This window comes from Citrobacter sp. TBCS-15 (assembly GCF_005280815.1).
Classification (GTDB): domain Bacteria; phylum Pseudomonadota; class Gammaproteobacteria; order Enterobacterales; family Enterobacteriaceae; genus Citrobacter; species Citrobacter werkmanii.
This window is the reverse complement of the sequence record NZ_SZWK01000313.1, coordinates 85,813-111,753: the sequence shown is the minus strand read 5'-3', so window position 1 is coordinate 111,753 and position 25,941 is coordinate 85,813. Positions and strand designations below refer to the sequence as shown.

Here is a 25,941-nt window from a genome sequence, read left to right as displayed (position 1 = left end):
AAAGTCGTTTACGTCTGGATGATGAGTATAAAACAAGGTCCGAGCTAATGGCGGACCCTGCATTCAATACCATGAATTTTAAAGATATTAAGCATTATTCTGGATGACGTGTTGATACCATGAAAAAGATTTCTTAGGCGAGCGTGCTAAGTCCCACTACCGTCATTATTTTTATCGATGAAGATAAGCCCGCAGCTTGCTCTGTGCAAAACACTCTCCGTGAGGTCCGTAACAGAAAAAAGAAACCGGTTTCATTTTCGTGGCGTGATTCAAACAAATAGATAAATGACTGTAAAATGCTGAAAAAATCAGCAGATAAAACTTGATGCAGAGCACGCTCGCAAACGTTTGCTTTCCCTGTTAGAATTGCGCCGAATTTAACTTTTACTGCAAGTAAACATGTGGGGAAGCAGGCAGTGACCGATAAAACCTCTCTTAGCTACAAAGATGCCGGTGTTGATATTGATGCAGGTAATGCTCTGGTTGATCGAATCAAAGGCGTAGTAAAGAAAACGCGTCGCCCGGAAGTGATGGGTGGTCTGGGTGGCTTCGGTGCGCTGTGCGCATTGCCGCAAAAATATCGTGAACCGGTGCTGGTTTCCGGGACGGATGGCGTTGGCACAAAACTGCGTCTGGCGATGGACCTGAAACGTCACGACACTATTGGCATCGATCTGGTCGCAATGTGCGTCAACGACCTCGTGGTTCAGGGCGCTGAGCCGCTGTTTTTCCTCGACTACTATGCGACAGGCAAACTGGATGTGGATACCGCAGCCAGCGTCATTAATGGTATTGCCGAAGGCTGTCTGCAGTCAGGCTGTGCGCTGGTGGGCGGTGAAACGGCTGAAATGCCGGGAATGTACCACGGTGAAGATTACGACGTGGCTGGCTTCTGCGTTGGCGTCGTCGAAAAATCCGAGATTATCGACGGTTCAAAAGTGGCTGACGGCGACGTGCTGATTGCGCTCGGCTCCAGTGGTCCACACTCCAACGGCTATTCCCTGGTGCGTAAAATCGTTGAAGTCAGCGGTTGCAATCCGGAAACCACTGAGCTTGACGGTAAACCGCTGGCCGATCACTTACTGGCCCCGACCCGCATTTACGTTAAATCCATTCTGGAACTGATCGAGAAGGTGGATGTGCATGCCATTGCTCACCTGACCGGCGGCGGCTTCTGGGAAAATATTCCGCGCGTCCTGCCAGACAACACGCAGGCAGTGATCGACGAATCCTCATGGCAGTGGCCAGCCGTCTTTAACTGGCTGCAAACGGCGGGTAACGTCAGCCAGCACGAGATGTATCGCACCTTTAACTGCGGCGTCGGCATGGTCATCGCCCTGCCAGCTTCGGAAGTTGACAACGCCCTCGCTTTGCTCAATGAGAAAGGTGAAAACGCATGGAAAATCGGTATTATCAAAGCCTCTGATTCCGAACAGCGTGTGGTCATTGAATGAAAAACATTGTGGTGCTCATTTCCGGTAACGGAAGCAATTTGCAGGCGATCATCAACGCCTGCGAACAGAAAAAAATCAATGGCACCATACGTGCAGTATTCAGTAACAAGGCCGATGCGTTCGGCCTTGAACGTGCACGAGAAGCGAATATTCCGGCACATTCGCTGGAAGCCGCTCAGTTTGCCAGCCGCGAAGCATTTGACCGCCAACTGATACAAGAGATTGACGCCTACGGCCCCGATGTCGTGGTGTTGGCCGGTTATATGCGCATCCTCAGCCCAGCGTTTGTCGCTCACTATTCTGAACGATTGTTGAATATCCACCCTTCGTTGTTGCCAAAGTATCCCGGCCTGCATACACACCGTCAGGTACTGGAAAACGGCGATGAACAGCATGGAACCTCAGTCCATTTCGTAACGGATGAACTGGACGGCGGACCGGTTATTCTCCAGGCGACAGTACCGGTATTTGAAGGCGACAGCGAAGATGATGTCACTGCCCGGGTTCAGGCGCAGGAACATGATATTTACCCGCTGGTGATTAGCTGGTTTGCCGACGGCCGACTGAAAATGCGCGATAACGCCGCGTGGCTGGACGGTAATCGCCTGCCACCACAAGGTTATGCCGCCGACGAATAATCACATCCTCCGGTAGGCCTGAGGGCGCTTCGCTTATCGGGCCTACTCTTCTTCCCCTCTTTCTCTTTGCTATCAGACAGTTTATTGTCATATTTTTCTGGCACAGTTGGACATCTGAGAGCAATGCTCGCCATAATAAATCGGTAGTGTCCCGTGAATGAAACGGAGTAAAAGTGGTAATGGGTCAGGAAAAGCTATATATCGAGAAAGAACTCAGCTGGTTAGCGTTCAACGAACGTGTACTCCAGGAAGCTGCTGATAAATCAAACCCGTTGATCGAACGGATGCGTTTTTTAGGCATCTATTCCAATAACCTCGACGAGTTTTACAAGGTTCGTTTTGCCGAACTGAAGCGCCGAATCATCATTAGCGAAGAACAGGGTTCAAACTCTCACTCCCGCCATTTACTCGGCAAAATCCAGGCCCGCGTATTAAAAGCCGATCAGGAATTTGACGGCCTGTACAACGAATTACTGCTGGAGATGGCGCGCAACCAGATTTTCTTAATCAACGAACGCCAATTGTCGGTGAATCAGCAGAGCTGGTTACGCCATTACTTCAAGCAGTATCTTCGCCAGCACATTACGCCGATCCTGATTAACCGCGAGACGGATTTAGTCCAGTTTCTGAAAGATGACTATACCTATCTGGCGGTGGAGATTATCCGTGGTGATACGATCCGCTATGCGCTACTGGAAATCCCTTCTGACAAGGTTCCCCGTTTTGTGAATTTGCCGCCGGAGACCCCGCGCCGTCGTAAGCCGATGATCCTGTTGGACAACATTTTACGTTATTGCCTTGACGATATTTTCAAAGGGTTCTTTGATTACGATGCGCTGAACGCCTATTCGATGAAAATGACCCGCGACGCCGAATACGATTTAGTGCACGAGATGGAATCCAGCCTGATGGAGCTGATGTCATCCAGCCTGAAACAGCGTCTGACCGCCGAACCTGTGCGCTTTGTTTATCAGCGAGATATGCCTAATGCGCTGGTCGAGGTGCTGCGTGAAAAACTGACCATTTCTCGCTACGACTCCATCGTTCCCGGCGGGCGTTACCATAACTTCAAAGACTTTATTAACTTCCCCAACGTTGGCAAAGCTAACCTGGTGAATAAACCGCTGCCCCGTCTGCGTCATATCTGGTTCGATAACGAGAAATTCCGTAACGGATTTGATGCAATCCGCGAGCGTGATGTACTGCTTTATTATCCGTATCACACCTTTGAGCATGTGCTGGAACTGCTGCGTCAGGCTTCTTTCGACCCAAGCGTGCTGGCGATAAAAATCAACATCTACCGTGTGGCAAAAGACTCGCGCATCATCGATGCGATGATCCATGCCGCGCATAACAGTAAGAAAGTCACTGTCGTCGTGGAACTGCAGGCACGCTTCGATGAAGAAGCTAACATTCACTGGGCCAAACGTCTTACCGAAGCGGGCGTGCACGTCATCTTCTCCGCCCCAGGCCTGAAAATTCACGCCAAGCTGTTTCTTATCTCACGTAAAGAAGGCGATGAAGTCGTGCGCTATGCGCATATCGGGACCGGGAACTTCAACGAAAAAACGGCGCGACTGTATACCGACTACTCATTGCTTACCGCCGATTCGCGCATTACCAACGAAGTTCGTCGGGTATTCAACTTCATTGAAAACCCATATCGTCCGGTCACGTTTGATTATCTGCTGGTTTCTCCGCAGAACTCACGTCGCCTGCTGTACGCCATGATCGACAAAGAGATCGCCAACGCACAGCAAGGGTTACCTTCAGGTATTACGTTAAAACTGAATAACCTGGTCGATAAAGGTCTGGTGGATCGTCTCTATGCGGCCTCAGGCTCGGGCGTGCCGGTCAATTTATTGATTCGCGGTATGTGTTCTCTGATCCCGAACCTTGAAGGCATCAGCGATAATATTCGCGTTATCAGCATTGTTGACCGCTACCTCGAACATGACCGGGTCTATATTTTTGAGAACGGCGGCGATAAGCAGGTGTATCTCTCCTCGGCTGACTGGATGACAAGAAATATCGACTATCGTATCGAAGTCGCTACCCCGCTACTTGACCCACGCCTCAAGCAACGCGTGCTGGATATCATTGATATCCTGTTTAGCGATACGGTGAAGGCTCGCTTCATCGATAAAGAACTGAGTAATCGCTACGTGCCACGTGGAAACCGCCGTAAGGTTCAGTCACAATTGGCGATTTACGACTACATCAAATCACTCGAGCAACCTGACTAACGATATGCCAATACACGACAAGTCACCGCGACCGCAGGAATTTGCTGCGGTCGACCTGGGTTCAAACAGTTTTCATATGGTCATTGCCCGCGTGGTTGATGGTGCAATGCAAATTATCGGACGACTGAAACAACGCGTACATCTGGCGGATGGGCTCGGCGCAGACAACAAGCTGAGCGAAGAAGCAATGGAGCGCGGATTAAGCTGTTTGTCACTTTTCGCCGAACGACTGCAAGGCTTTCCCCCATCGAGCGTATGTATCGTGGGAACCCATACTCTACGTCAGGCGCTGAATGCGACCGATTTTCTCAAGCGCGCAGAAAAAGTCATCCCCTACCCGATTGAGATTATTTCCGGTAACGAAGAAGCCCGACTGATTTTTATGGGCGTTGAACACACCCAGCCGGAAAAAGGCCGCAAGCTGGTTATCGATATCGGCGGCGGCTCAACGGAACTGGTGATCGGCGAAGATTTCGAACCCAAACTGGTTGAAAGCCGCCGTATGGGCTGCGTTAGTTTTGCTCAGATGTATTTCCCGGGCGGCGCCATTAGCCGGGAAAACTTCCAGCGCGCCCGCATGGCGGCAGCGCAGAAACTTGAAACGCTAACCTGGCAGTTTCGCATTCAGGGCTGGAACGTTGCGCTGGGCGCGTCGGGGACCATTAAAGCGGCACACGAGGTGCTGCTGGAGATGGGTGAAAAAGATGGTTTTATCACCCCCGAACGTCTGCAAAAACTGACCGCTGAAGTGCTGAAGCACACGTCATTCGATGCGCTCAGTTTGCCGGGACTGTCAGAAGAACGAAAAGCGGTGTTTGTACCTGGGCTAGCTATTTTGTGTGGCGTTTTTGATGCGCTGGCTATTCGCGAACTTCGACTGTCCGATGGCGCGCTACGTGAAGGCGTGCTGTATGAGATGGAAGGCCGTTTTCGCCATCAGGATGTACGCAGCCGCACCGCCAGCAGCCTGGCTAATCAGTACAACATCGACAGTGAGCAAGCCCGCCGTGTGCTGGAAACCACCATGCAGATGTATGACCAGTGGCATAACCAGCAACCAAAACTGGCCAATCCGCAGCTGGAAGCATTACTGCGCTGGGCTGCGATGCTGCATGAGGTTGGGCTGAACATCAACCACAGCGGTCTGCATCGCCATTCTGCTTACATTCTACAAAATAGCGATTTACCTGGATTTAATCAGGAACAACAGCTGATGATGGCAACACTAGTTCGTTACCATCGTAAAGCGGTGAAACTTGATGATTTACCCCGCTTTACGCTGTTTAAGAAAAAACAGTTTCTGCCGTTAATCCAGCTGTTGCGTCTGGGGGTATTGCTAAATAATCAGCGTCAGGCGACAACTACGCCGCCGACTCTGACCCTGTTAACCGAAGACAACCACTGGACCTTACGCTTCCCGCATGACTGGTTCAGCCAAAATGCGCTGGTCCTGCTCGATCTGGAAAAAGAGCAGCAATACTGGGACGCAGTAACCGGCTGGCGTCTCAAAATTGAAGAAGAAAGCTCACCCGATCTCGCCGCATAAGCTCTCAACAGGTGCCGGCTCGTCTGGCACCTGCTCCTCCAGAGTTTCATGCAGCGGCTGCGGTTTGCCAATCAAATACCCCTGCAAGTAATCAATCCCCAGCGAAACCACTGCACTGCGTATTTCTTCGCTTTCGACGTACTCCGCAACCACCAGCATTCTTTTCATCCGCGCCAAATGACAAATGGAGGCCACGATTTGGTAATCGAGGCTGTTCGAAACGATATTACGAATAAAACTGCCGTCAATTTTCAGGATATCGGCATTCACATTTTTCAGTCGCGCATAGCTGGCATATCCGGTCCCAAAATCATCAATCGCAATCTGACAACCCAAAGCCTGCAGCTGTAGTAACGTCGCCTGCGCCTGGTCCGCATTGGTTAAGGCATTGCTTTCCGTCACCTCAAAGATGAGTTGCCAGGCTTCAACTTTGTATTTCGTCAGTAACTGATTGATGTCATGCGGAAGCCGGGCGCGGCATACCGATGTAGGTGATAAGTTAATAGCAAACCGACGGGCAGGCATTTGTTCCCGATTCTGCGCCATAAATTTCAGCGTATTTTCAATCACCCACATGTCGATGCTGGATGACAAGCCAAACTCGTGCGCTACTGGCAAGAAATTATCCGGGGCGATAATTTCACCGTCATCCCCATGAAGTCGCAGCAGAATTTCGTGATAGACATCGCCACGCACGCCAGCGATCGGCTGCGCCATCAGGAAAAAACGATTGTGCTCCAGTGCCTGCTGCAGACGGTTCATCATCGCAACCTTATCTTTCAGGTCACGTTGTAAGTGCATCACGCCGCGCCGCTGCATATTTTCTGGAGAATTGGTCGCCAGGGAGATCTCAGCAATGGTGCTTAACTCACCGAGCAACAAATAAATGTGGTTAACCGGAGCACGAACATAGCAAAAGCTGATGCCTACCTGCGGCTGTAAAGGCATGCCATCCCAGATAAAGCGGAATTGCTTAATATGCCTGTCCAGTGCTTCAATACGTTCCTGATGAGCCTCTGTGTTAAAACGTAAAACGAGATCATTGCCCGATAATTGATAGACATGCTCATCCAGTTCTAACAGAGGTGTTATCCACTGAGCGAGTTTTTGCTTGTACTGGATACGCAGCATAATACCGTAATTTTTCACCAGCAGTTCCATGCCGGGAACCCGCAAAAAACAAAGCACTGACCAGGGCGCTTTTTTCAAATCCCGATTCAACGCGCGCAGGTTAGGAATATGTACCATCGGATCAAAGTATGCCAGACGATGGTTCCGTCGGGTAACGAACCGCTGTCGCGTTGCCAGTACGGCAATGAAATTCACTATAAAGGAGAAAACCAGATAGCTCGATGAGGTAATGGCAAGCTGGGTGTCATAGCCCGAATACCAGGGCATATAGCGCTGATAATAATGAATTGCAGTAATAAGTACGACTGACCATACCAACGAAATAAACCTGTACCCGTAACGCATTGCGCCCCAAAGCATAACGGGCAGTAACAGCGACAAGGTGTAATTCGTGCTAAATATTGAGCTTTGTTCATTTAACGGCATGCATAACATAGACATCAGTGCCATTAATATAATCGACCAGACTGCAAGCTCTGTCTTGGTGACTTTGCTATCAAACTGCTGCTTTAATTGAGAAAAATAGCCTCTAAGGTGCAAAGGATTACGTATCGTTCGAATAATAAGATAGCACAGTGGAACCCCAACAAGATTCCCTACCAGCAAGGCCTGATAATTAATCAACGTACCAGTATTGAAGGGCATTACGCCCACCATGCCTGATTTGCTCTCATAGACGCCCACAAAGGCGGCAAACTGGAAGAGAATCAGAAACAGCGTTGCCGGGCAGAACACCTGCCAGAACATTCGCTGAAACATCAAGTGAGAATCGCCGTGCGAAACATTATTGCGTCGGGGAGTAAATACCTTATACCCGCCCCAGCTAAGCACTAACGTAACTATAAAGTGCGAAATTATTGAGAGTGTTTCAAATAGGCCAACCTGCGGATATTTATACCAGATAATGGAAATGATAATTCCTGGCAATGCCGCCCAGCCAAAAAAAAGCATCAGACTAATCATCAGCGCCAATGGCAGATAGAAAAGTACTACGGTCCCTGTACTAATATGGGCATAGGTGTTGGCGGTGCTCAATATAGGCAACAGTAAAGAAGGTAAGATGAGAGGTAACGCCCACCATCTATCTCTAATACCAATATATTTTTTATTGAGTTTCATAGATGCTCAGTAGAATCCCACACATCCTGTAGGGGGTATTCAGACAGGCATCCCACCTGACTTTAAAACGATAAAGTAAAATACATCATAAGGGCTCATCAATTTTAGTTATTAGCAAAGGGTGGCGTTTGATACATATCAAAAAAAACACCCCTCATTAATCAATTATTACTCTTTTCATTGTTTTTTATCGTTAATTCATTATTCATGTAAATAATAATATTAATTTTCATAACATAAGAGGATAAAACAACTGAAGCAATTTTACATAACGAAGAATTGACCATTCCCTCACAGTATGCCTTAATGTAAGTATCGCCCCTCGTCGGGTACACAACAAGGAACCTTTTGTGAGCCAGGTTACCAGCCTACGCAAACGACACCGATTTAACAGTCGCATGATCCGGATCGTACTGCTTATTAGCTTTCTCTTCTTCTTCGGACGCTTCGTCTACTCCGCCATTGGTGCGTGGCATCACCACCAGGACAAAAAAGAATCTCAGCAGTTAACCCAGCCGCAACAGACATCGCCAACGCAAACCGACGTACGTTGATCGCGCTTGCCTGCAATCCCCCAGCATTAAGATTCCTTACCGGATGGCTAATCGCCTGACAATTAACCATCCGGTAAGGGATTTGAGTGACGGCACTACTCATCATCTTGCCCTCGACACGCATTGAAAATACAGATAATCATCCCCTGCTTTTCGCACAAATACACAATCTTTTAATCCGGCTTCACCGCACCATTCGCGCTAATTTCTTACGCTCCCGTTTACTGGACATAAACAAGACAAAGTCAGTTCAAATAGTCTTTAATTAATATCACCAGAAAATATCACTGGCGATAACATTAATATTTCGTATGAAATTAAGACCTTATTTGAACTGTTAACATTTTTAAATACTACAGAGCAATACTATGAATGGTTTTTCATTATTCCCGAAAATAAGAAACGGAATTGAGTGGATCGCCGGTCACAGCGATGCCGTTATGCAATTCGGCTGGAATATCGTTGCTGCCGTGATTTTACTTTTTATCGGTAAATTTATCTCTCGACTGCTCTCCCGTGGACTGGAAAAGTTGCTGTTAAAACGTAAAGTTGACCGGACCATCATTCAGTTCTTCACCGCCCTGGTACGTTACATCACGATCGCCTTTTTCGTGGTCGCTGCGTTGGGGAGAGTCGGTATTGAAACATCCTCCATTATTGCCGTCATTGGCGCCGCCGGACTGGCTATTGGCCTCGCGCTACAAGGATCGCTCTCCAACTTCGCCGCTGGTGTACTGTTGGTTTCCCTGCGACCTTTCCGCGCCGGAGAAATCGTGCAGATTGGCGCAGTCACCGGGACAGTTGAAAAGGTGCACATTTTCTCTACCACCCTACTCACCGCTGACAGCAAAGAAGTGGTGATCCCAAACGGCAAGATCATCGCAGATAATATTATTAACTATTCCCGCCACCCTTTTCGTCGTATCGATCTTGTGATTGGCGTGGGTTATCAGAGTCGGATCGCAGATGTTAAGCGCGTGATTAACCATATCATCGAGCAGGACAGTCGCATCGATAAGCAACGAGGGGTAACCGTTCGTCTGGGTGAGTTAGGTGCCTCTGCGCTCAATTTTTACGTCCGCGTGTGGGTGCCTAATATTGAGTACTGGAACACCTATTACGATTTGCTGGAAAACATTAAAGAGGCCCTGGATGCTAATCATATTGACCTGCCGTATCCGCAGATGGATATTCGCGTGGAGAACGTGGCATCCCACTCTCAACCTCAGCTTCAACTGGTTGATTAGAACATCATCCATCAGAATTTCCTTCTGAAATGAGAGCAATAAAAAACCCTCTATAATCAGAGGGTTTTTTGATATTACGAATTCAGAAACCGCTTACAGAGAGGGATATTATTCCCACTCAATGGTAGCCGGCGGCTTACCGCTGATGTCATACACCACACGGGAAATACCGTTCACTTCATTGATGATGCGGTTAGACACGCGGCCTAAGAAATCATACGGCAGGTGCGCCCAGTGTGCGGTCATAAAGTCGATGGTTTCAACCGCGCGCAGGGAAACAACCCAGTCGTACTTGCGGCCATCGCCCATTACGCCAACGGAGCGAACCGGCAGGAATACGGTGAACGCCTGGCTCACTTTGTTGTACAGGTCAGCTTTGTGCAGCTCTTCGATGAAGATAGCGTCCGCGCGACGCAGCAGGTCGCAGTACTCTTTCTTCACTTCGCCCAGCACGCGAACGCCCAGACCCGGACCCGGGAACGGGTGACGGTACAGCATGTCGTACGGCAGACCCAGTTCCAGACCAATTTTACGCACTTCGTCTTTAAACAACTCACGCAGCGGCTCAACCAGACCCATCTTCATCTCTTTCGGCAAGCCGCCCACGTTGTGGTGAGATTTGATGACGTGTGCTTTACCGGTCGCGGAAGCGGCAGATTCAATTACGTCTGGGTAGATAGTCCCCTGCGCCAGCCACTTCACATCTTCCAGCTTCAGCGCTTCTTCGTCGAACACTTCCACGAACACACGACCGATGATCTTACGTTTGGCTTCCGGATCGTTCTCGCCTTTCAGCGCGTCGAGGAAGCGCTGCTCGCCTTCCACGTGAACAATGTTCAGGCCAAAGTGGTCGCCGAACATGTCCATCACCTGCTGGGCTTCGTTCAGACGCAGCAGACCGTTGTCTACGAACACACAGGTCAGGTTTTTACCGATTGCGCGGTGCAGCAGCATGGCGGTTACGGAAGAGTCCACGCCGCCGGAAAGGCCGAGGATCACTTTGTCGTCGCCAACCTGCTCGCGAATACGGACAACGGCATCGTCGATGATTTTCGCCGGAGTCCACAGGGCTTCACACTGGCAGATATCGCGTACGAAGCGCTCCAGCATGCGCATGCCCTGACGGGTGTGGGTCACTTCCGGGTGGAACTGCACGCCGTAGAAGCGTTTTTCTTCGTGCGCCATAATGGCGAACGGGCAGGTCTCGGTGCTGGCAACGGTAACGAAGCCTTCCGGGATCGCGGTCACTTTGTCGCCGTGGCTCATCCATACGTCAAGCAGCGGTTTGCCGTCGGCGGTCAGAGAATCTTCGATACCGCGAATCAGTGCGCTGTCGGTCTGTACCTCAACCTGGGCGTAGCCGAATTCACGCTCGTTAGAACCTTCAACGTGGCCACCCAGCTGCATTGCCATGGTCTGCATACCGTAGCAGACGCCGAAGACCGGCACACCTGCGTTGAAGACGTACTCAGGCGCACGCGGGCTGTTTGCTTCGGTGGTGCTTTCCGGGCCACCGGAGAGGATGATGCCGCTCGGGTTGAACTCACGGATTTGTGCTTCAGTAACATCCCATGCCCACAGTTCACAGTAGACGCCCAGTTCACGTACGCGACGTGCAACCAGTTGGGTGTACTGCGATCCGAAATCGAGGATGAGAATGCGATGTTTATGAATATTGTCTGTCATTTGACGATAATTCCGAGGCAAGTGAAACAATAACAAAACGCCCGGTTTAAAACCGGGCGCGGAAACTTATCAGGAGCCCAAGCGGTAGTTCGGGGACTCTTTGGTAATGGTCACGTCATGAACGTGGCTTTCCTGGATACCCGCACCGCTGATACGCACGAATTCAGCCTTCGTACGCAGCAGGTCGATGGTACCACAACCGGTCAGACCCATACAGGAGCGCAGGCCGCCCATCTGCTGGTGAATGATCTCTTTCAGGCGGCCTTTATACGCTACGCGACCTTCGATACCTTCCGGCACCAGTTTGTCAGCGGCGTTGTCGCTCTGGAAGTAACGGTCGGAAGAACCTTTGGACATCGCACCCAGAGAGCCCATACCGCGGTAAGATTTGTAAGAACGGCCCTGGTACAGTTCGATTTCGCCCGGGGATTCTTCGGTACCGGCCAGCATCGAGCCAACCATGACGGCAGCGGCGCCAGCGGCAATCGCTTTGGCTATGTCGCCGGAGAAACGGATACCGCCGTCAGCGATAACCGGAATACCGGTACCTTCCAGCGCTTCAACCGCGTCAGAAACGGCAGTGATCTGCGGAACGCCCACGCCAGTAACGATACGAGTCGTACAGATGGAGCCAGGGCCGATACCGACTTTCACCGCGCTGCAACCGGCTTCCGCCAGTGCGCGAGCGCCAGCGCCAGTGGCGACGTTACCGCCGATGATTTGCAGGTCAGGATATTTAGCACGGGTTTCACGGATACGTTGCAGCACGCCTTCAGAGTGACCGTGAGAGGAGTCGATCAACAGCACGTCAACGCCCGCAGCAACCAGCGCGTCAACACGTTCTTCGTTACCTGCACCAGCGCCTACAGCTGCACCGACGCGCAGACGACCATGCTCGTCTTTACATGAGTTCGGTTTACGTTCCGCTTTCTGGAAATCTTTAACGGTGATCATGCCGAGCAGATGGAAGCTGTCATCAACAACCAGCGCTTTCTCTACACGCTTTTCGTGCATTTTGGCCAGCACGACATCACGTGCTTCACCTTCACGCACAGTCACCAGACGCTCTTTTGGCGTCATGTATACGCTAACCGGCTGGTTCAGGTCAGTCACAAAGCGCACGTCACGGCCGGTGACGATGCCAACCAGTTCGTTGTCTTCAGTCACTACCGGGTAGCCCGCAAAACCGTTACGTTCAGTCAGTTCTTTCACTTCACGCAGGGTAGTGGTTGGCAGTACGGTCTGTGGGTCAGTTACCACGCCGGATTCGTGTTTTTTCACGCGGCGAACTTCTTCAGCCTGGCGCTCGATAGACATGTTCTTGTGGATAAAACCGATGCCGCCTTCCTGTGCCAGGGCAATTGCCAGGCGCGCTTCCGTCACGGTATCCATTGCTGCGGAGAGCATAGGAATGTTCAGGCGAATGGTTTTCGTCAACTGGGTGCTGAGGTCAGCAGTATTCGGCAGAACGGTAGAATGAGCGGGAACGAGGAGGACGTCGTCAAACGTCAGGGCTTCTTTTGCGATACGTAGCATGGGCAATATCTCACCTGGGAGGTTATTAAATATTGCCGCGGCATTATACAGAGCGTAACCGATTGCATCCACACTTTTTTGCAAAAAAACCTTGCGCTCCTCTGTGAGCATGTTACTTTCGACTGAATAACCTGCTGATTTAGAATTTGATCCCGCTCACATGTTATCCTCTCAGACCACCTCAATTTTTACCGTAAGCCGCCTGAACCAGACGGTTCGTTTGCTGCTTGAGCAGGAGATGGGACAAGTGTGGATCAGCGGTGAAATCTCGAATTTCACTCAGCCGTCCTCCGGTCACTGGTATTTCACGCTCAAAGATGACACCGCCCAGGTACGCTGCGCGATGTTTCGCAACAGCAACCGTCGGGTAACATTCCGCCCGCAGCACGGGCAACAGGTGCTGGTGCGCGCCAACATCACGCTGTATGAGCCACGCGGCGACTACCAGATTATCGTCGAGAGTATGCAGCCTGCGGGCGAAGGGCTATTGCAGCAAAAATATGAGCAGTTGAAAGCCAAACTGCAGGCGGAAGGATTGTTCGATCAGCAATATAAGCAGCCTCTGCCCTCCCCGGCCCACTGTGTCGGGGTGATTACCTCGAAAACCGGTGCGGCACTGCACGATATTCTCCACGTTCTAAAACGCCGCGACCCATCGCTGCCGGTGGTGATTTACCCCACCGCGGTACAGGGCGACGATGCGCCGGGGCAGATCGTGCGCGCGATTGAACTGGCCAACGCCCGCGGAGAGTGCGACGTGTTAATTGTCGGGCGCGGCGGCGGCTCGCTGGAAGATTTATGGAGTTTTAACGACGAACGCGTGGCGCGGGCAATCTTTGCCAGCCGCATTCCGGTGGTTAGCGCCGTCGGCCACGAAACCGACGTCACTATCGCTGATTTTGTCGGCGACCTGCGTGCGCCGACGCCTTCGGCAGCGGCAGAAATTGTCAGCCGCAACCAGCAGGAGTTGTTGCGTCAGATCCAGTCCATCCAGCAGCGTTTGGGCATGGCGATGGACTACTACCTCGCCAACCGTACTCGTCGATTTACCCAGCTTCATCACCGTTTGCAACAGCAACATCCGCAACTGCGTCTGGCCCGTCAGCAAACGTCGCTGGAGCGGTTGCGCCAGCGGATGGGATTTGCGCTTGAAAATAAGATTAAACAGGCAAATCAGCGTCAGCAACGCATGCTGCAACGTCTCAATCAGCAAAACCCGCAGCCACGCATTTATCGCGCACAAACCCGTATCCAGCAACTGGAATATCGCCTGGCCGAATCCATTCGCGCGCGCCTCAGCGAACAGCGCGAACGTTTTGGTAATGCGGTTACTCATCTCGAAGCGGTCAGTCCGCTGGCGACCCTGGCGCGCGGCTATAGCGTTTCTACCACCACTGGCGGCGGCGTACTGAAACAGATCAAACAGGTCAGCGCAGGCGATGTCATCACCACCCGACTAGCAGATGGCTGGGTGGAAAGCGAAGTTAGGGGCGTAACGGCGGCGAAAAAAACGCGGAAGAAAAAGCCGGTTTAAACCGGCACATACTCCACGCGTTTTTTCGAAATAAGCCCATGGCCATGCTGACAGAAATAATCTATCGCGCCACAGGCCTTTAGTACTTCGAGTGGTTGATGGCACTCTGGGCAACGTGCTTCCAGTTGAAGATCTTTTTGACAACTCTCACAGTGCGCCGCACCGTTGTGTGGTTCCAGTTCAGCGTGGCAATCCGGGCAAATGATAGACATAACAACTCCAGTACAGGGCTCCATTCTTGTGTTGAGTTTAACACGCTACGCTGAATGTCGCCCAGGCCCAACAAAACGTCATACCTCATCAATTGAATGACCGGGGCATAGCCTCTGCCCCGGCACAATCGAGGTGTTATCAGGCGCTGGTTGCCGGTTTAGTTTGCGTATTCTCCAGCATGCGACGAATCGGCACAATGAGGACGATCAGGACCGCGGCGCAGATCAGCAGCGCAATCGAGCAGCGAGCGAAGAGATCCGGCAGCATATCCAGTTGGTCAGCCTTCACATGACCGCCAATCAGACCTGCGGCCAGGTTACCCAGCGCACTGGCACAGAACCACAGGCCCATCATTTGCCCACGCATTCTTTCCGGTGCCAGCAGCGTCATGGTCGCCAGACCGATCGGGCTCAGACACAGCTCGCCGAGCGTCAGCATCAGGATACTGCCCACCAGCCAGAATGGAGAAACGCCCGCCCCGCCGTTGCTGAGAACGTTTTGCGCCGCCAGCATCATCAAGCCAAAGCCTGCCGCCGCACACAAAATGCCGATAACGAACTTAGTGATACTGCTCGGGCGAATGTTCATGCTCGCCAGCTTCGGCCACGCCCAGCTGAATACCGGCGCCAGCAGGATGATAAACAGGGCGTTTATCGACTGGAACCAGACCGCCGGAATTTCAAAATCACCGATCATACGGTTAGTGTAGTCGTTGGCGAACAGGTTGAACGAGGTTGGCTTTTGCTCAAACGCCGACCAGAAGAATGCGGCGGAAACCAGCAGGATAAAGCAAACCAGCAGTCTGGCGCGCTCTTTGCGATTCAGGCCGGCAAAGATGAACAGGTAGATAAAGTAGAGCGCAACAGAGGCGGCAATCACGTACACCAGTATGCTGGCAACCGCGACCGGATTAATCACAATCACGCCCTGCGCAATCAGCGTAACGATAACCGCCACACCGACAGCCAGCGCGAGTAGCCATGCGCCCACACCGTTACGCTTCACTACCGGGCTGTTCCAGGTCGAGTCCAGTCCCACTTCGCTGTCGTAGCGTTTCATCGACGGAACGGCAAACACACGGAAGATGATTAACGCCACCAGCATGCCGATACCACCGATACCAAAGCCCCAATGCCAGCCATGGGTTTTAATCAACCAACCGGAGATCAAGGGGGCGATGAATGATCCCATATTGATGCCCATGTAAAACAGCGAGAAACCGCCATCACGACGCGCATCGCCTTTTTTATACAATGTGCCAACCATGACCGAAATACAGGTCTTAAACAGACCGGAACCGAGCACGATAAACATCAGGCCGATAAAGAACAGGTTGTTACCCATAATGGCCGAAAGCGCAATCGACAGATGACCAAGCGCAATCAGGATGGAGCCGTACCATACCGCTTTCTGTTGGCCGAGCCAGTTATCCGCCAGCCAACCACCCGGCAGCGCAGCGAGATACATCGTACCGGCAAAGATACCCACAATCGCCGAGGCGTTTTCACGCGCCAGCCCCATGCCGCCGTCATAGACGGTAGCCGCCATAAACAGGATCAGTAATGGGCGAATGCCATAAAACGAGAAACGCTCCCACATCTCTGTGAAGAACAGCGAGCCGAGCGGATAAGGATGACCGAAGAAAGTTCGGCTTTCTTTTTGATTAACAGAGGATTGCATAATTCTCCCGAAAGTTATGTCGTCGTGCGTGTAAACACCGCGATGTACGCCAGCCAGTTACGTATCTGACCGATTTTTTACATGCGGCGAAAAGTTATTTAACCATTTGATAACTTAAGGCTAGTTTTGTCTAGTACCAGCCCCCGGACTTTAAGATGAAAACTCGACAAATGTCTACTTTCTTAGATTTAAACTTGGTAAAAAACGAATAGTGATTGACATCGCACGGGCTGAAGCTGGCGATGGAATACCGAAAAAAAACCCGCGACAAGCGCGGGTTTTTATCAACATCAGCAACGATTATTTGCTTTTTTTAATGTGCTTAATCAAACGCTTACGTTTACGCATCTGGGTCGGCGTCAGCGTATTACGTTTATTCGCAAACGGGTTTTCCCCTTCTTTGAACTGAATGCGAATCGGTGTCCCCATCACGTCCAGAGTTTTGCGGAAGTAGTTCATCAGATAGCGCTTATATGAATCCGGCAGATCTTTCACCTGATTACCATGAATCACCACAATCGGCGGGTTATAACCGCCGGCATGGGCATATTTCAGCTTCACGCGACGACCACGTACCAGCGGCGGCTGATGATCTTCTACCGCCATGGTCATGATACGCGTCAACATCGCGGTACTAACGCGACGGGTGGAGCTGTCGTACGCTTCGCGGACCGATTCAAACAGATTACCGACACCGCTACCGTGCAGTGCAGAGATAAAGTGTACGCGCGCAAAATCAATAAAGCCCAGACGGAAGTCCAGCGTTTCCTTGACCTGCTCTTTCACTTCCTGCGTCAGGCCGTCCCATTTGTTGACGACAATAACAAGTGAGCGCCCACTATTGAGGATAAAGCCCAACAGCGACAGGTCCTGATCGGAAATACCTTCCCGCGCATCAATCACCAGCATGACCACGTTGGCATCTTCAATCGCCTGCAGCGTTTTGATGACTGAGAATTTTTCTACCGCTTCGGTAATTTTCCCGCGCTTACGCACGCCCGCGGTGTCGATCAGCACATATTCACGTTCGTCGCGTTGCATCGGAATATAAATGCTGTCACGCGTGGTCCCAGGCATGTCGTAAACCACCACGCGGTCTTCGCCCAGAATACGGTTAGTCAGTGTGGACTTACCTACGTTCGGACGACCCACAATCGCCAGTTTGATCGGCAGATCCTGCGGGTTGAAGTCGTCTTCAGGCTCTTCTTCACCGTTTTCTTTGGCTTCCAGCTGCGCCCAATATTCCGCATCTTCATCGACTTCTTCCTGCGGTGCAACGTCATCCATCCACGGCAGCAGAACATGCTCCAGCAGGCTGAGAACGCCACGACCATGGGAGGCAGCAATCGGATAAATTTCACCCAGACCCAGCGAGTAGAAATCAACAACCGCCTGATCGGGATCCAGTCCGTCAGTTTTGTTGGCCACCAGGAACGTCGGTTTCTGGCGTGAACGCAGATGTTTAGCAATGGCTTCATCCGCTGGCATCAGGCCAGCACGCGCATCCACCATAAACAGCACAACGTCCGCTTCTTCGATAGCCAACAGAGACTGTTCAGCCATGCGGGTTTCAACACCGTCTTCGGTGCCATCAATACCGCCGGTATCAATGCAGATAAACTCGCGGCCTTCAATTTCCGCACGACCGTACTTACGGTCACGAGTCAGACCCGGGAAATCCGCAACCAGCGCATCTCGGGTGCGAGTTAGACGGTTAAATAACGTGGATTTGCCAACGTTAGGGCGCCCGACAAGCGCGACCACAGGTACCATGTTTAAAGCCTCATTTAAAAAATCATCAGACAACGGGCACATTTTGCGCCGTTGTTAAAAACAGTAAAACGGCCCCTGCACCAGGAGCCGTTTTTCAAAGCGAGCGGCCAGGACGATTAACGCGTAATGGAGTACAGCGTACCGTCTTTCGCCTGGATCAGCAGTTTACCATCAGCAGAGACTGGCTCAGTCAGGAAACCGGAGCTGTCGACTTTCTGCTGGGCAACAAAGCGACCATCTTCAACGTTAATCCAGTGCAGGTAGCCTTCGCTATCGCCCACAACTAAATTGCCGTTATACAATACCGGAGACGTCAGCAGACGGTGCAGCAGATCGCTTTGCGTCCACAGCGTCACGCCGCCGTCGGTAGTCAGCGCCAGGATGCGGTCGTTTTGATCGACCAAGTAGATACGGTTTCCGTCGACGATGAAATCATTCACCGAGCCCAGTTCACGTTTCCACATAATCTGGCCACTGCGCAGATCCAGCGCGGTCAGGTTACCATTATAAGCCAGCGCGTAAACAACGCCATTGACGATAACCGGCGTGGTATCAACGTCACTCAGACGATCGATTTCCGTTGGGCCTGTCGCCTGAGAAATACGTTGCTGCCAAATCATCTGACCCTGCTGCATCAGCACGGCGCTTACGCGACCGTTATCACCGCCAACAATAGCTGCGCCAAAGGCCGTCGCAGGGGCAGATTCGCCACGCAGAGACAGGGATGGCATATCGAGGTTAACGGTCCACTTGATGGCGCCGTCAGCTTCGTTCAACGCCTGCAATTGACCGTTACTGGTGTGGATTAATACCACGCCATCGCTCACAACCGGACGAGACAGCGCTTCACCGGCAACTTTCGTCTGCCATGCGGTGGTACCATCGCTGGTATTCAACGCATAAACCTGCGCTTTTTCACTGCCAATGTAAACATGACCACCGGACACGGTTACGCCGCCAGAAAGCTGTGCAGATGCACGGGAGAACCAACCGTCTTTCTCACCCAGATTAACAGCCCACACTTCTTTACCGTCGTCTGCGTTTAACGCTTTCACGACACCTGCGCGATCGGCTGCATAGACAACGTTATCCGCCAGCGCAGGATGAAGATTGGAATAAAAATCACCAATACCGTTGCCCACGGAAGTGCTCCAGTCCGTAGATGGAGTAAACTGGTTTTCAACCACCGGTAATGGGGACATCTTAACGACATCTTCTTCGCCACTAAACAGTGAACAGCCGCTCAATAGGGTAACGGAAAGCAGCCCTGGCAGAAGTAATTTACGCAATTGCATCGGGTCCCTCTCAGATGGACAAATTATTGATTTTCATCTGCATCATTTCGCTCAGAGCAGGAGAGGCATCGCTTTTCACACCCGCTTCCCATGCGCTACGCGCACCTTGTTTGTCGCCCTTGCTCAGCAACGCTTCACCGCGCAGATCGGCAACAATGGCCGTCCACCCTTCACCTTTAATGGTGTCGAGTGTTTTCAGCGCGGTATCAGCCTGTTTAAGCTGAACCTGAACACGAGCCAGACGCAGGTTAATCACCGCTTTGAGATTATCATCGCTGGTTGCAGCCAGGCCTTGTTGCAGCTGGCTGGCGGCTTTCTCAAGTTCATTTTGGTCAACAAACTGCTGCGCAAGTTCCAGTGAAGCTAACGCGCCGTAGGTATTTTTATTCTCTGCTGCAAATTTCTCTGCCGCAGGAATGCTATCCGCTTTACCCGCACTAACCGCGGTCACCGTATTTTGGTATGCCAGAGAAGCAGAGCGTGCGGACTCCGTCTGATGGCTGGTCCAGTAACGCCAGCCAACCAGCGCGCCAACCCCTAAAATTATCCCAACCGCCAGCGCTTTGCCGTTTTCGGCAAAGAAGCGTTTTACCGCATCAACCTGGTCGTGTTCGTTCTCGTAAATTTCCACGCTGTCCTTCTCCTTAGCCCAGTAGAGTGCGCAAATGCGCGGCAACGCCATCCTGCGCTACTGCCGTTTGCTCACCAGAGCGCAAATCCTTCACTACAACGGTACCGTCAGCCACTTCGGACTCACCCAGTACCAGTGCAACGCGGGCGCCCCACTTATCGGCACGGGCAAACTGTTTCTTAAAGTTGCCGCCGCCGTGGTTGGTCATCAGTTTCACACCAGGAACTTCATCACGCAGACGTTCTGCAAGCCGCATTGCCGCCGACTGCGTGTCTGCGCCTGAAGCAACCAGGTATATATCGACAACAGGGGAGGCAATAAATTCCGGATTAACTGCCTGAACTAATAAAACAAGTCGTTCCAGGCCCATGGCGAAGCCCACAGCAGGCGTTGCGCGACCGCCAAGTTGCTCTACCAGACCGTCGTAACGACCACCGGCACACACGGTACCCTGCGAGCCCAGACTGCTGGTAACCCACTCAAATACGGTGCGGTTGTAGTAATCAAGGCCACGAACCAGACGCTGATTGACGGTGTAGGCAATCCCTGCGGATTCCAGCAGTTTGCACAGACCCGCGAAATGCTCGCGAGAGTCGTCATCAAGATAATCACCCAGCGCAGGTGCATCGTTGAGCAGCGCCTGCACTTCTGGGTTTTTGGAGTCAAGCACACGCAGCGGGTTAGTGTACATGCGACGTTTGCAGTCTTCGTCCAGCTTCTCTTTATGCTGTTCCAGGTAGGCGACCAGCGCATCACGGTAGTTAGCGCGGGCTTCAAGCGAACCAATTGAGTTCAGCTCCAGGCTGACATGCTGAGATATACCCAGCGCGCGCCACCAGCGAGCGGTCAACATAATCAGTTCAGCATCGATGTCCGGGCCCTGCAGACCAAACACTTCGACACCCAACTGATGGAACTGACGATAGCGTCCTTTCTGCGGACGTTCGTGGCGGAACATCGGCCCGATATACCACAGACGCTGTTCCTGATTGTACAGGAGACCATGTTCGATGCCGGCGCGTACGCAGCCCGCTGTCCCTTCAGGACGCAGAGTCAGGCTGTCGCCATTTCTGTCCTCAAAGGTATACATCTCTTTTTCAACCACGTCGGTGACTTCACCGATCGCGCGTTTGAATAACGGGGTCTGCTCTACAATCGGCAAGCGGATTTCACTGTAACCGTAGCTACCGAGCACGTTTTTGAGAGTGCCTTCAATGCGCTGCCAGATGGCGGTTTCGCCAGGCAGATAATCGTTCATGCCGCGAATGGCTTGAATGTTTTTTGCCACGTTTATTCTCTTTATGAATATAAAAATGAACCCTCAGCGCTAACCCGAACAATGCGGGCGCCATGCGGGTTCAATCATACACGGGAAGCACGCCGCTTCCCATCACGTTGTTATTTTTCAAGCTGCTGCACGTCGATACGACGCGCTTCGTCCAGGATACTCGCTTTGGCGCGAATACGGGCTTCAAGCTGCGTGATCATATCGTCGTTGTCGAGTCTGTCCTTACGCACACCGTCTTCGTACAGGCCGCTTTTCTTGTTACCGCCCGTCACGCCCAGCGTAGAAACCAGCGCTTCGCCAGGACCGTTTACCACGCAGCCGATGATCGAAACATCCATTGGAGTAATGATATCTTCCAGACGTTGCTCCAGCGCGTTAACCGTACCGATAACGTCGAATTCCTGACGTGAGCAGGTTGGACAAGCGATAAAGTTGATCCCGCGCGCGCGAATGCGCAGCGATTTCAGAATATCGAAGCCCACTTTGATCTCTTCCACCGGATCGGCGGCCAGAGAAACACGCAGCGTATCGCCGATCCCTTCGGATAGCAGCAATCCTAAACCGATCGCGGATTTCACCGCCCCGCTACGTGCGCCACCGGCTTCGGTGATCCCCAGGTGCAGCGGTTGATCGATCTGTTTCGCCAGCAGGCGATAGGATTCTACGGCGAGGAAAACGTCAGAGGCTTTAACGCTGACTTTGAATTGATCGAAGTTCAGACGATCCAGATGATCCACATGACGCATAGCGGATTCCAGCAGCGCCTGCGGCGTCGGTTCACCGTATTTTTCTTGCAGATCTTTTTCCAGCGAGCCGGCGTTTACGCCGATGCGGATAGGGATATTTTTATCGCGCGCGCAGTCAACCACCATGCGGATACGCTCTTCATTACCGATATTGCCTGGGTTAATACGCAGGCAATCGACACCGTATTCCGCGACTTTCAGCGCAATGCGGTAATCGAAGTGAATATCGGCAACCAGCGGCACATTAACCTGCTGTTTGATCAGCTTGAACGCTTCTGCGGCATCCATTGTCGGTACAGAGACGCGAACAATGTCTGCGCCTACGCGTTCCAGCGCTTTAATCTGATTAACCGTCGCTTCCACGTCAGTGGTACGCGTATTGGTCATAGACTGTACGGCGATGGGCGCGCCATCGCCGATCGGCACGTTCCCAACGTAAATGCGTGTCGATTTTCTACGTTGAATTGGAGCCTGGTTATGCATTAAAAAATCTCCCGCATTGCCGTCTGTTACTGAGCCGGTGATTGTTCGGCATTAACGGTCAGACGTGCAACCTGGTTAGTTCTGATAAAACGACTCAGATCGACAGGTTTCCCCTGGAACTGAATCTGCACTGCCGCCGGAGCGCCAATTTTCAGTTTGTACGGCGCCTGACCGGTCAGATTGAGATTGCCGTCTTTACGCTGCATACCGCTGAACAGTTTTTTACCGGTCGCATCGGTCACTTCCAGCCAGCAATCAGCGGTAAAATTCATTACCAGCGCGTTAGGATCGGTTGCCGGGGTAGTGACACCCGCCTGGTCAGTCGGCAGCGGTGCCGCATTCGCTGGCGCTGTTGGCGCGGCGGTTGCGGTATCGACGTTGGCCTGAGAAGGCGCCACTACGGCGTTCTGTTGCGCATCCGCGGCTGGTGCCGGGGCTGTCGGGGCATCAGTCGCTGGCGCTGCGTCCGCCACCGCGCCATCGCCCGCAGCCGGAGTTGTCTCCTGACCTGCTGCGGCGCTGGTATCTAACGGTACATTCTGCGCAGTGTCTTTACCGGCATTCAGTTCAGCGGAAGATTGATCGGCCATGGTGCTGATCTCTTCCTGCTGCGCTTTATGGTTCTGCCACCACCAGGCCCCTGTCAGTCCGACAACGACAAACAGCACCAGCCAGGTGAAGGTCATTAACCAGCCATCGCGCTTTTTACGACGCTTACCGAGCGAGAAGCTCTGCATCGGCGCGACTTTAGCAGGACGAATTGGAGCCTGTTTTTCCAGCCCTGGCAACAGTTCTTCTTCAGGAATATGCACCAGACGCGCATAAGAACGGATGTATCCACGCAGGAATGTTGAAGCGAGATCGGCTGGTGCCTTATCTTCTTCAATATCACGTACCGTGGAGACCTTCAGGCACAGTCGCTCCGCGACTGCCTGCTGGCTGAATCCGAGTTGTTCACGGGCATTGCGCAGACGAACGCCGGTGGAGAGTGCTTCATTTTTGTCGTGCGTGGCTTCAGTATTCATTCGCTACAGCTGCGTAAATTTGGGTTCTGGCGCCGGCGAGTCACAATGCTCACCCACACCGCGAAACATCTGGTCAGTTAACCTTCGTCAGACAGTATAAAACGGTCAGACTACCAATGACAAAAAAGCGTAAACCTGAGGGCTAAACTCTTGTTGCGCCGTTACATACTGCCTTAAAGTCGACAAAAACGCACCGTTATTATTGACCTGACGACAACAACCAAAGAACCTCATCTGGCTTACATTGCACCACGGTACATGAATTATACCGTAGTGCACTCGACATCAAACGGTTTTGATGTCGATAGCATCACCCTGCATACGCTTGCGCAGAGTACGCTTGGTACGGTCGATAACATCGCCGGCCAATTGACCGCAGGCTGCATCGATGTCATCGCCACGTGTTTTACGCACGATGGTGGTGAAACCATAGCTCATCAACACTTTGGAGAAACGATCGATACGGCTGTTAGAGCTACGACCATACGGTGCGCCAGGGAACGGGTTCCATGGGATCAGGTTGATCTTACACGGTGTATCTTTCAGCAGTTCAGCCAGTTGATGCGCGTGTTCGGTACCGTCATTGATGTGATCCAACATGACATACTCAATGGTCACACGACCCTGGTTGGCGTTGGATTTCTCCAGGTAACGACGTACTGCCCCGAGGAACGTTTCGATATTGTACTTTTTGTTGATAGGCACAATTTCGTCACGAATTTCATCGTTTGGCGCATGCAGAGAGATCGCCAGCGCGACGTCAATCATATCGCCCAGCTTATCCAACGCAGGTACAACCCCTGAGGTGGAAAGCGTAACGCGACGCTTGGACAGCCCGAAACCGAAGTCATCCAGCATGATTTCCATCGCCGGCACCACGTTAGTCAGGTTGAGCAGCGGCTCGCCCATCCCCATCATCACCACGTTGGTGATAGGACGTACGCCCGTTGCTTTGACCGCGCCAACGATTTTCGCCGCACGCCAAACCTGGCCAATGATTTCCGACACTCGCAGGTTACGGTTAAATCCCTGTTGCGCCGTAGAGCAGAATTTACACTCTAATGCACAACCAACCTGTGAAGAAACACACAGGGTCGCGCGATCGTCTTCAGGAATATAAACAGTTTCAACGCGCTGATCGCCAACCGCGATAGCCCATTTGATCGTGCCGTCAGAGGAACGCTGCTCTTCCACCACTTCCGGGGCGCGAATTTCAGCGACTTCTTTCAGCTTGTTGCGCAGCACCTTATTGATGTCAGTCATGTCATCAAAGTTGTCGCTGCAATAGTGGTACATCCACTTCATGACCTGATCGGCACGAAACGGCTTTTCGCCCATCTCTTTGAAGAATTCGCGCATTTGCTGACGGTTCAGATCCAGCAGGTTAATTTTTCCATTTTTATTTGGAACCGCAGGAATGACGACTTCAGAGGTGTTAACTAATTCAGACATAATTTTTTCCGGCCTCGTTGTTACACGTTGTGGCCCGTGGAGGGTTAAAAAGAAACGCCCCGGCAAGCGGTCTGCTCTTCCGGGGCGTTGCATTGTACAAAGTCTGGCGCAGGGATGCCACGTTTGCACGAAGCATTAGCGAAAATAATATGTAAATCGCTAATTCATCTCAACGGCGTTATAGACGCAGGAGATTAGCGCGTACGCGGGCAAACCTCGCCCTCACCAAAGAAATAGGCGATTTCGCGAGCGGCAGATTCAACGGAATCAGAACCGTGAGTCCCGTTCTCGGTGAAGCTGTCAGCGTAGTCGGCACGCAGGGTACCGGCCAGCGCGTTCGCCGGGTTGGTAGCGCCCAGCAGATCGCGATGACGCTGTACGGCATTTTCGCTTTCCAGAACTGAAACAACGATCGGACCGGAGGTCATGAATTCAACCAAACCGTCAAAGAACGGCTTGCCGTCGTGCTCAGCATAGAAGCCACGCGCCTGCTCAACGGTCAGGTGCAGCATTTTAGTCCCGACAATCTTGAACCCTGCAGCTTCAAAGCGCGCAAAGATGCTCCCAATAACGTTTTTTGCCACCGCGTTTGGTTTAATGATGGAAAAAGTACGTTCAATAGCCATTGATAACCTCTGTAATATGTTCTGTTGTTGTCTATATA

The 25,941-nt window shown here is 51.9% G+C and carries 20 protein-coding genes; 7 read left to right on the top strand and 13 right to left on the bottom strand.

Going from position 1 to position 25,941, the window contains the following annotated elements:
* Window positions 1-416: 416 nt before the first annotated feature.
* From purM to ppx, 4 genes are all read left to right on the top strand, one after another.
* Window positions 417-1,454, top strand: a complete 1,038-nt coding sequence (purM, locus tag FDW96_RS23260; RefSeq protein ID WP_061382236.1) for a phosphoribosylformylglycinamidine cyclo-ligase — start codon at window positions 417-419, stop codon at window positions 1,452-1,454.
* A complete protein-coding gene (gene purN, locus FDW96_RS23255; RefSeq protein WP_042306860.1) occupies window positions 1,451-2,092 on the top strand; it encodes a phosphoribosylglycinamide formyltransferase in 642 nt (213 codons plus the stop codon). The genes purM and purN overlap by 4 nt, the downstream gene beginning before the upstream one ends.
* A gap of 179 nt (window positions 2,093-2,271) precedes the next feature.
* The gene (ppk1, locus tag FDW96_RS23250; protein ID WP_042306859.1) at window positions 2,272-4,338 is read left to right on the top strand and encodes a polyphosphate kinase 1; all 2,067 of its coding nucleotides are present in this window, start codon (window positions 2,272-2,274) and stop codon (window positions 4,336-4,338) included.
* Between the two features lie 4 nt (window positions 4,339-4,342).
* Window positions 4,343-5,884 carry an exopolyphosphatase gene (gene ppx / locus FDW96_RS23245; RefSeq protein WP_061382182.1) on the top strand — a complete coding sequence of 514 codons (1,542 nt, stop codon included), beginning with the start codon at window positions 4,343-4,345 and terminating at the stop codon, window positions 5,882-5,884.
* On the opposite strand, the gene FDW96_RS23240 is transcribed toward ppx, so the two are convergent.
* Complete coding sequence (locus FDW96_RS23240; RefSeq protein WP_042306853.1) at window positions 5,864-8,134, bottom strand: sensor domain-containing phosphodiesterase; 2,271 nt, start codon at window positions 8,132-8,134, stop codon at window positions 5,864-5,866. The genes ppx and FDW96_RS23240 overlap by 21 nt on opposite strands.
* Before the next feature lie 350 nt (window positions 8,135-8,484).
* Here FDW96_RS23240 and FDW96_RS23235 point away from each other — a divergent pair, with 350 nt between their 5' ends.
* Both FDW96_RS23235 and mscS read left to right on the top strand, forming a co-directional pair.
* Window positions 8,485-8,688, top strand: coding sequence for a YfgG family protein (locus FDW96_RS23235; protein WP_032939486.1), 204 nt, complete (start codon window positions 8,485-8,487; stop codon window positions 8,686-8,688).
* Between the two features lie 368 nt (window positions 8,689-9,056).
* Window positions 9,057-9,935 (top strand): small-conductance mechanosensitive channel MscS, encoded by an 879-nt coding sequence (mscS, locus tag FDW96_RS23230; protein WP_137349343.1) that lies wholly within the window; start codon window positions 9,057-9,059, stop codon window positions 9,933-9,935.
* 108 nt (window positions 9,936-10,043) lie between these two features.
* Here mscS and guaA read toward each other — a convergent pair whose 3' ends face one another.
* Complete coding sequence (gene guaA, locus FDW96_RS23225; RefSeq protein WP_137366380.1) at window positions 10,044-11,621, bottom strand: glutamine-hydrolyzing GMP synthase; 1,578 nt, start codon at window positions 11,619-11,621, stop codon at window positions 10,044-10,046.
* Between the two features lie 69 nt (window positions 11,622-11,690).
* Window positions 11,691-13,157 carry an IMP dehydrogenase gene (gene guaB / locus FDW96_RS23220; RefSeq protein WP_061382184.1) on the bottom strand — a complete coding sequence of 489 codons (1,467 nt, stop codon included), beginning with the start codon at window positions 13,155-13,157 and terminating at the stop codon, window positions 11,691-11,693.
* 160 nt (window positions 13,158-13,317) lie between these two features.
* On the opposite strand from guaB, the gene xseA reads away from it, so the two are divergent.
* On the top strand, window positions 13,318-14,691 hold the full coding sequence (gene xseA, locus FDW96_RS23215) for an exodeoxyribonuclease VII large subunit (RefSeq protein ID WP_137349344.1): 1,374 nt from the start codon (window positions 13,318-13,320) through the stop codon (window positions 14,689-14,691).
* On the opposite strand, the gene FDW96_RS23210 is transcribed toward xseA, so the two are convergent.
* The 10 genes from FDW96_RS23210 to ndk form a co-directional block, all read right to left on the bottom strand.
* Window positions 14,688-14,903 (bottom strand): zinc ribbon domain-containing protein, encoded by a 216-nt coding sequence (locus tag FDW96_RS23210; RefSeq protein ID WP_072276969.1) that lies wholly within the window; start codon window positions 14,901-14,903, stop codon window positions 14,688-14,690. The two genes, xseA and FDW96_RS23210, sit on opposite strands and share 4 nt — an antisense overlap.
* Window positions 14,904-15,042: 139 nt before the next feature.
* Window positions 15,043-16,584, bottom strand: a complete 1,542-nt coding sequence (locus FDW96_RS23205) for a peptide MFS transporter (protein WP_042306756.1) — start codon at window positions 16,582-16,584, stop codon at window positions 15,043-15,045.
* 300 nt (window positions 16,585-16,884) lie between these two features.
* A complete protein-coding gene (gene der, locus FDW96_RS23200; RefSeq protein ID WP_038642605.1) occupies window positions 16,885-18,357 on the bottom strand; it encodes a ribosome biogenesis GTPase Der in 1,473 nt (490 codons plus the stop codon).
* Window positions 18,358-18,473: 116 nt separating this feature from the next.
* The gene (gene bamB, locus FDW96_RS23195; protein WP_137366379.1) at window positions 18,474-19,652 is read right to left on the bottom strand and encodes an outer membrane protein assembly factor BamB; all 1,179 of its coding nucleotides are present in this window, start codon (window positions 19,650-19,652) and stop codon (window positions 18,474-18,476) included.
* A 10-nt stretch (window positions 19,653-19,662) separates the two neighbouring features.
* A complete protein-coding gene (locus FDW96_RS23190) occupies window positions 19,663-20,283 on the bottom strand; it encodes a YfgM family protein (protein WP_042306752.1) in 621 nt (206 codons plus the stop codon).
* Between the two features lie 13 nt (window positions 20,284-20,296).
* On the bottom strand, window positions 20,297-21,571 hold the full coding sequence (gene hisS / locus FDW96_RS23185) for a histidine--tRNA ligase (protein ID WP_042306750.1): 1,275 nt from the start codon (window positions 21,569-21,571) through the stop codon (window positions 20,297-20,299).
* A 110-nt stretch (window positions 21,572-21,681) separates the two neighbouring features.
* Window positions 21,682-22,800 (bottom strand): flavodoxin-dependent (E)-4-hydroxy-3-methylbut-2-enyl-diphosphate synthase, encoded by a 1,119-nt coding sequence (ispG, locus tag FDW96_RS23180; protein WP_016154000.1) that lies wholly within the window; start codon window positions 22,798-22,800, stop codon window positions 21,682-21,684.
* A 26-nt stretch (window positions 22,801-22,826) separates the two neighbouring features.
* Window positions 22,827-23,825 (bottom strand): cytoskeleton protein RodZ, encoded by a 999-nt coding sequence (gene rodZ, locus FDW96_RS23175; RefSeq protein ID WP_137366378.1) that lies wholly within the window; start codon window positions 23,823-23,825, stop codon window positions 22,827-22,829.
* Window positions 23,826-24,110: 285 nt separating this feature from the next.
* Window positions 24,111-25,277 (bottom strand): bifunctional tRNA (adenosine(37)-C2)-methyltransferase TrmG/ribosomal RNA large subunit methyltransferase RlmN, encoded by a 1,167-nt coding sequence (locus FDW96_RS23170; RefSeq protein ID WP_003037713.1) that lies wholly within the window; start codon window positions 25,275-25,277, stop codon window positions 24,111-24,113.
* Between the two features lie 194 nt (window positions 25,278-25,471).
* Entirely contained in the window at window positions 25,472-25,903 is a 432-nt protein-coding gene (gene ndk, locus FDW96_RS23165) for a nucleoside-diphosphate kinase (RefSeq protein WP_003037710.1), read from the bottom strand.
* Window positions 25,904-25,941: the final 38 nt, after the last annotated feature.

What these genes read in the sequence shown, in the direction of transcription:
- purN (WP_042306860.1), top strand. Translation starts at nt 1,451, where the DNA reads ATGAAAAACATTGTGGTGCTCATTTCCGGTAACGGAAGCAATTTGCAG.
- ppk1 (WP_042306859.1), top strand. Translation starts at nt 2,272, where the DNA reads ATGGGTCAGGAAAAGCTATATATCGAGAAAGAACTCAGCTGGTTAGCG.
- ppx (WP_061382182.1), top strand. Translation starts at nt 4,343, where the DNA reads ATGCCAATACACGACAAGTCACCGCGACCGCAGGAATTTGCTGCGGTC.
- FDW96_RS23240 (WP_042306853.1), bottom strand. Translation starts at nt 8,134, where the DNA reads ATGAAACTCAATAAAAAATATATTGGTATTAGAGATAGATGGTGGGCG.
- mscS (WP_137349343.1), top strand. Translation starts at nt 9,057, where the DNA reads ATGAATGGTTTTTCATTATTCCCGAAAATAAGAAACGGAATTGAGTGG.
- guaA (WP_137366380.1), bottom strand. Translation starts at nt 11,621, where the DNA reads ATGACAGACAATATTCATAAACATCGCATTCTCATCCTCGATTTCGGA.
- guaB (WP_061382184.1), bottom strand. Translation starts at nt 13,157, where the DNA reads ATGCTACGTATCGCAAAAGAAGCCCTGACGTTTGACGACGTCCTCCTC.
- xseA (WP_137349344.1), top strand. Translation starts at nt 13,318, where the DNA reads ATGTTATCCTCTCAGACCACCTCAATTTTTACCGTAAGCCGCCTGAAC.
- FDW96_RS23210 (WP_072276969.1), bottom strand. Translation starts at nt 14,903, where the DNA reads ATGTCTATCATTTGCCCGGATTGCCACGCTGAACTGGAACCACACAAC.
- FDW96_RS23205 (WP_042306756.1), bottom strand. Translation starts at nt 16,584, where the DNA reads ATGCAATCCTCTGTTAATCAAAAAGAAAGCCGAACTTTCTTCGGTCAT.
- der (WP_038642605.1), bottom strand. Translation starts at nt 18,357, where the DNA reads ATGGTACCTGTGGTCGCGCTTGTCGGGCGCCCTAACGTTGGCAAATCC.
- bamB (WP_137366379.1), bottom strand. Translation starts at nt 19,652, where the DNA reads ATGCAATTGCGTAAATTACTTCTGCCAGGGCTGCTTTCCGTTACCCTA.
- ispG (WP_016154000.1), bottom strand. Translation starts at nt 22,800, where the DNA reads ATGCATAACCAGGCTCCAATTCAACGTAGAAAATCGACACGCATTTAC.
- rodZ (WP_137366378.1), bottom strand. Translation starts at nt 23,825, where the DNA reads ATGAATACTGAAGCCACGCACGACAAAAATGAAGCACTCTCCACCGGC.
- FDW96_RS23170 (WP_003037713.1), bottom strand. Translation starts at nt 25,277, where the DNA reads ATGTCTGAATTAGTTAACACCTCTGAAGTCGTCATTCCTGCGGTTCCA.
- ndk (WP_003037710.1), bottom strand. Translation starts at nt 25,903, where the DNA reads ATGGCTATTGAACGTACTTTTTCCATCATTAAACCAAACGCGGTGGCA.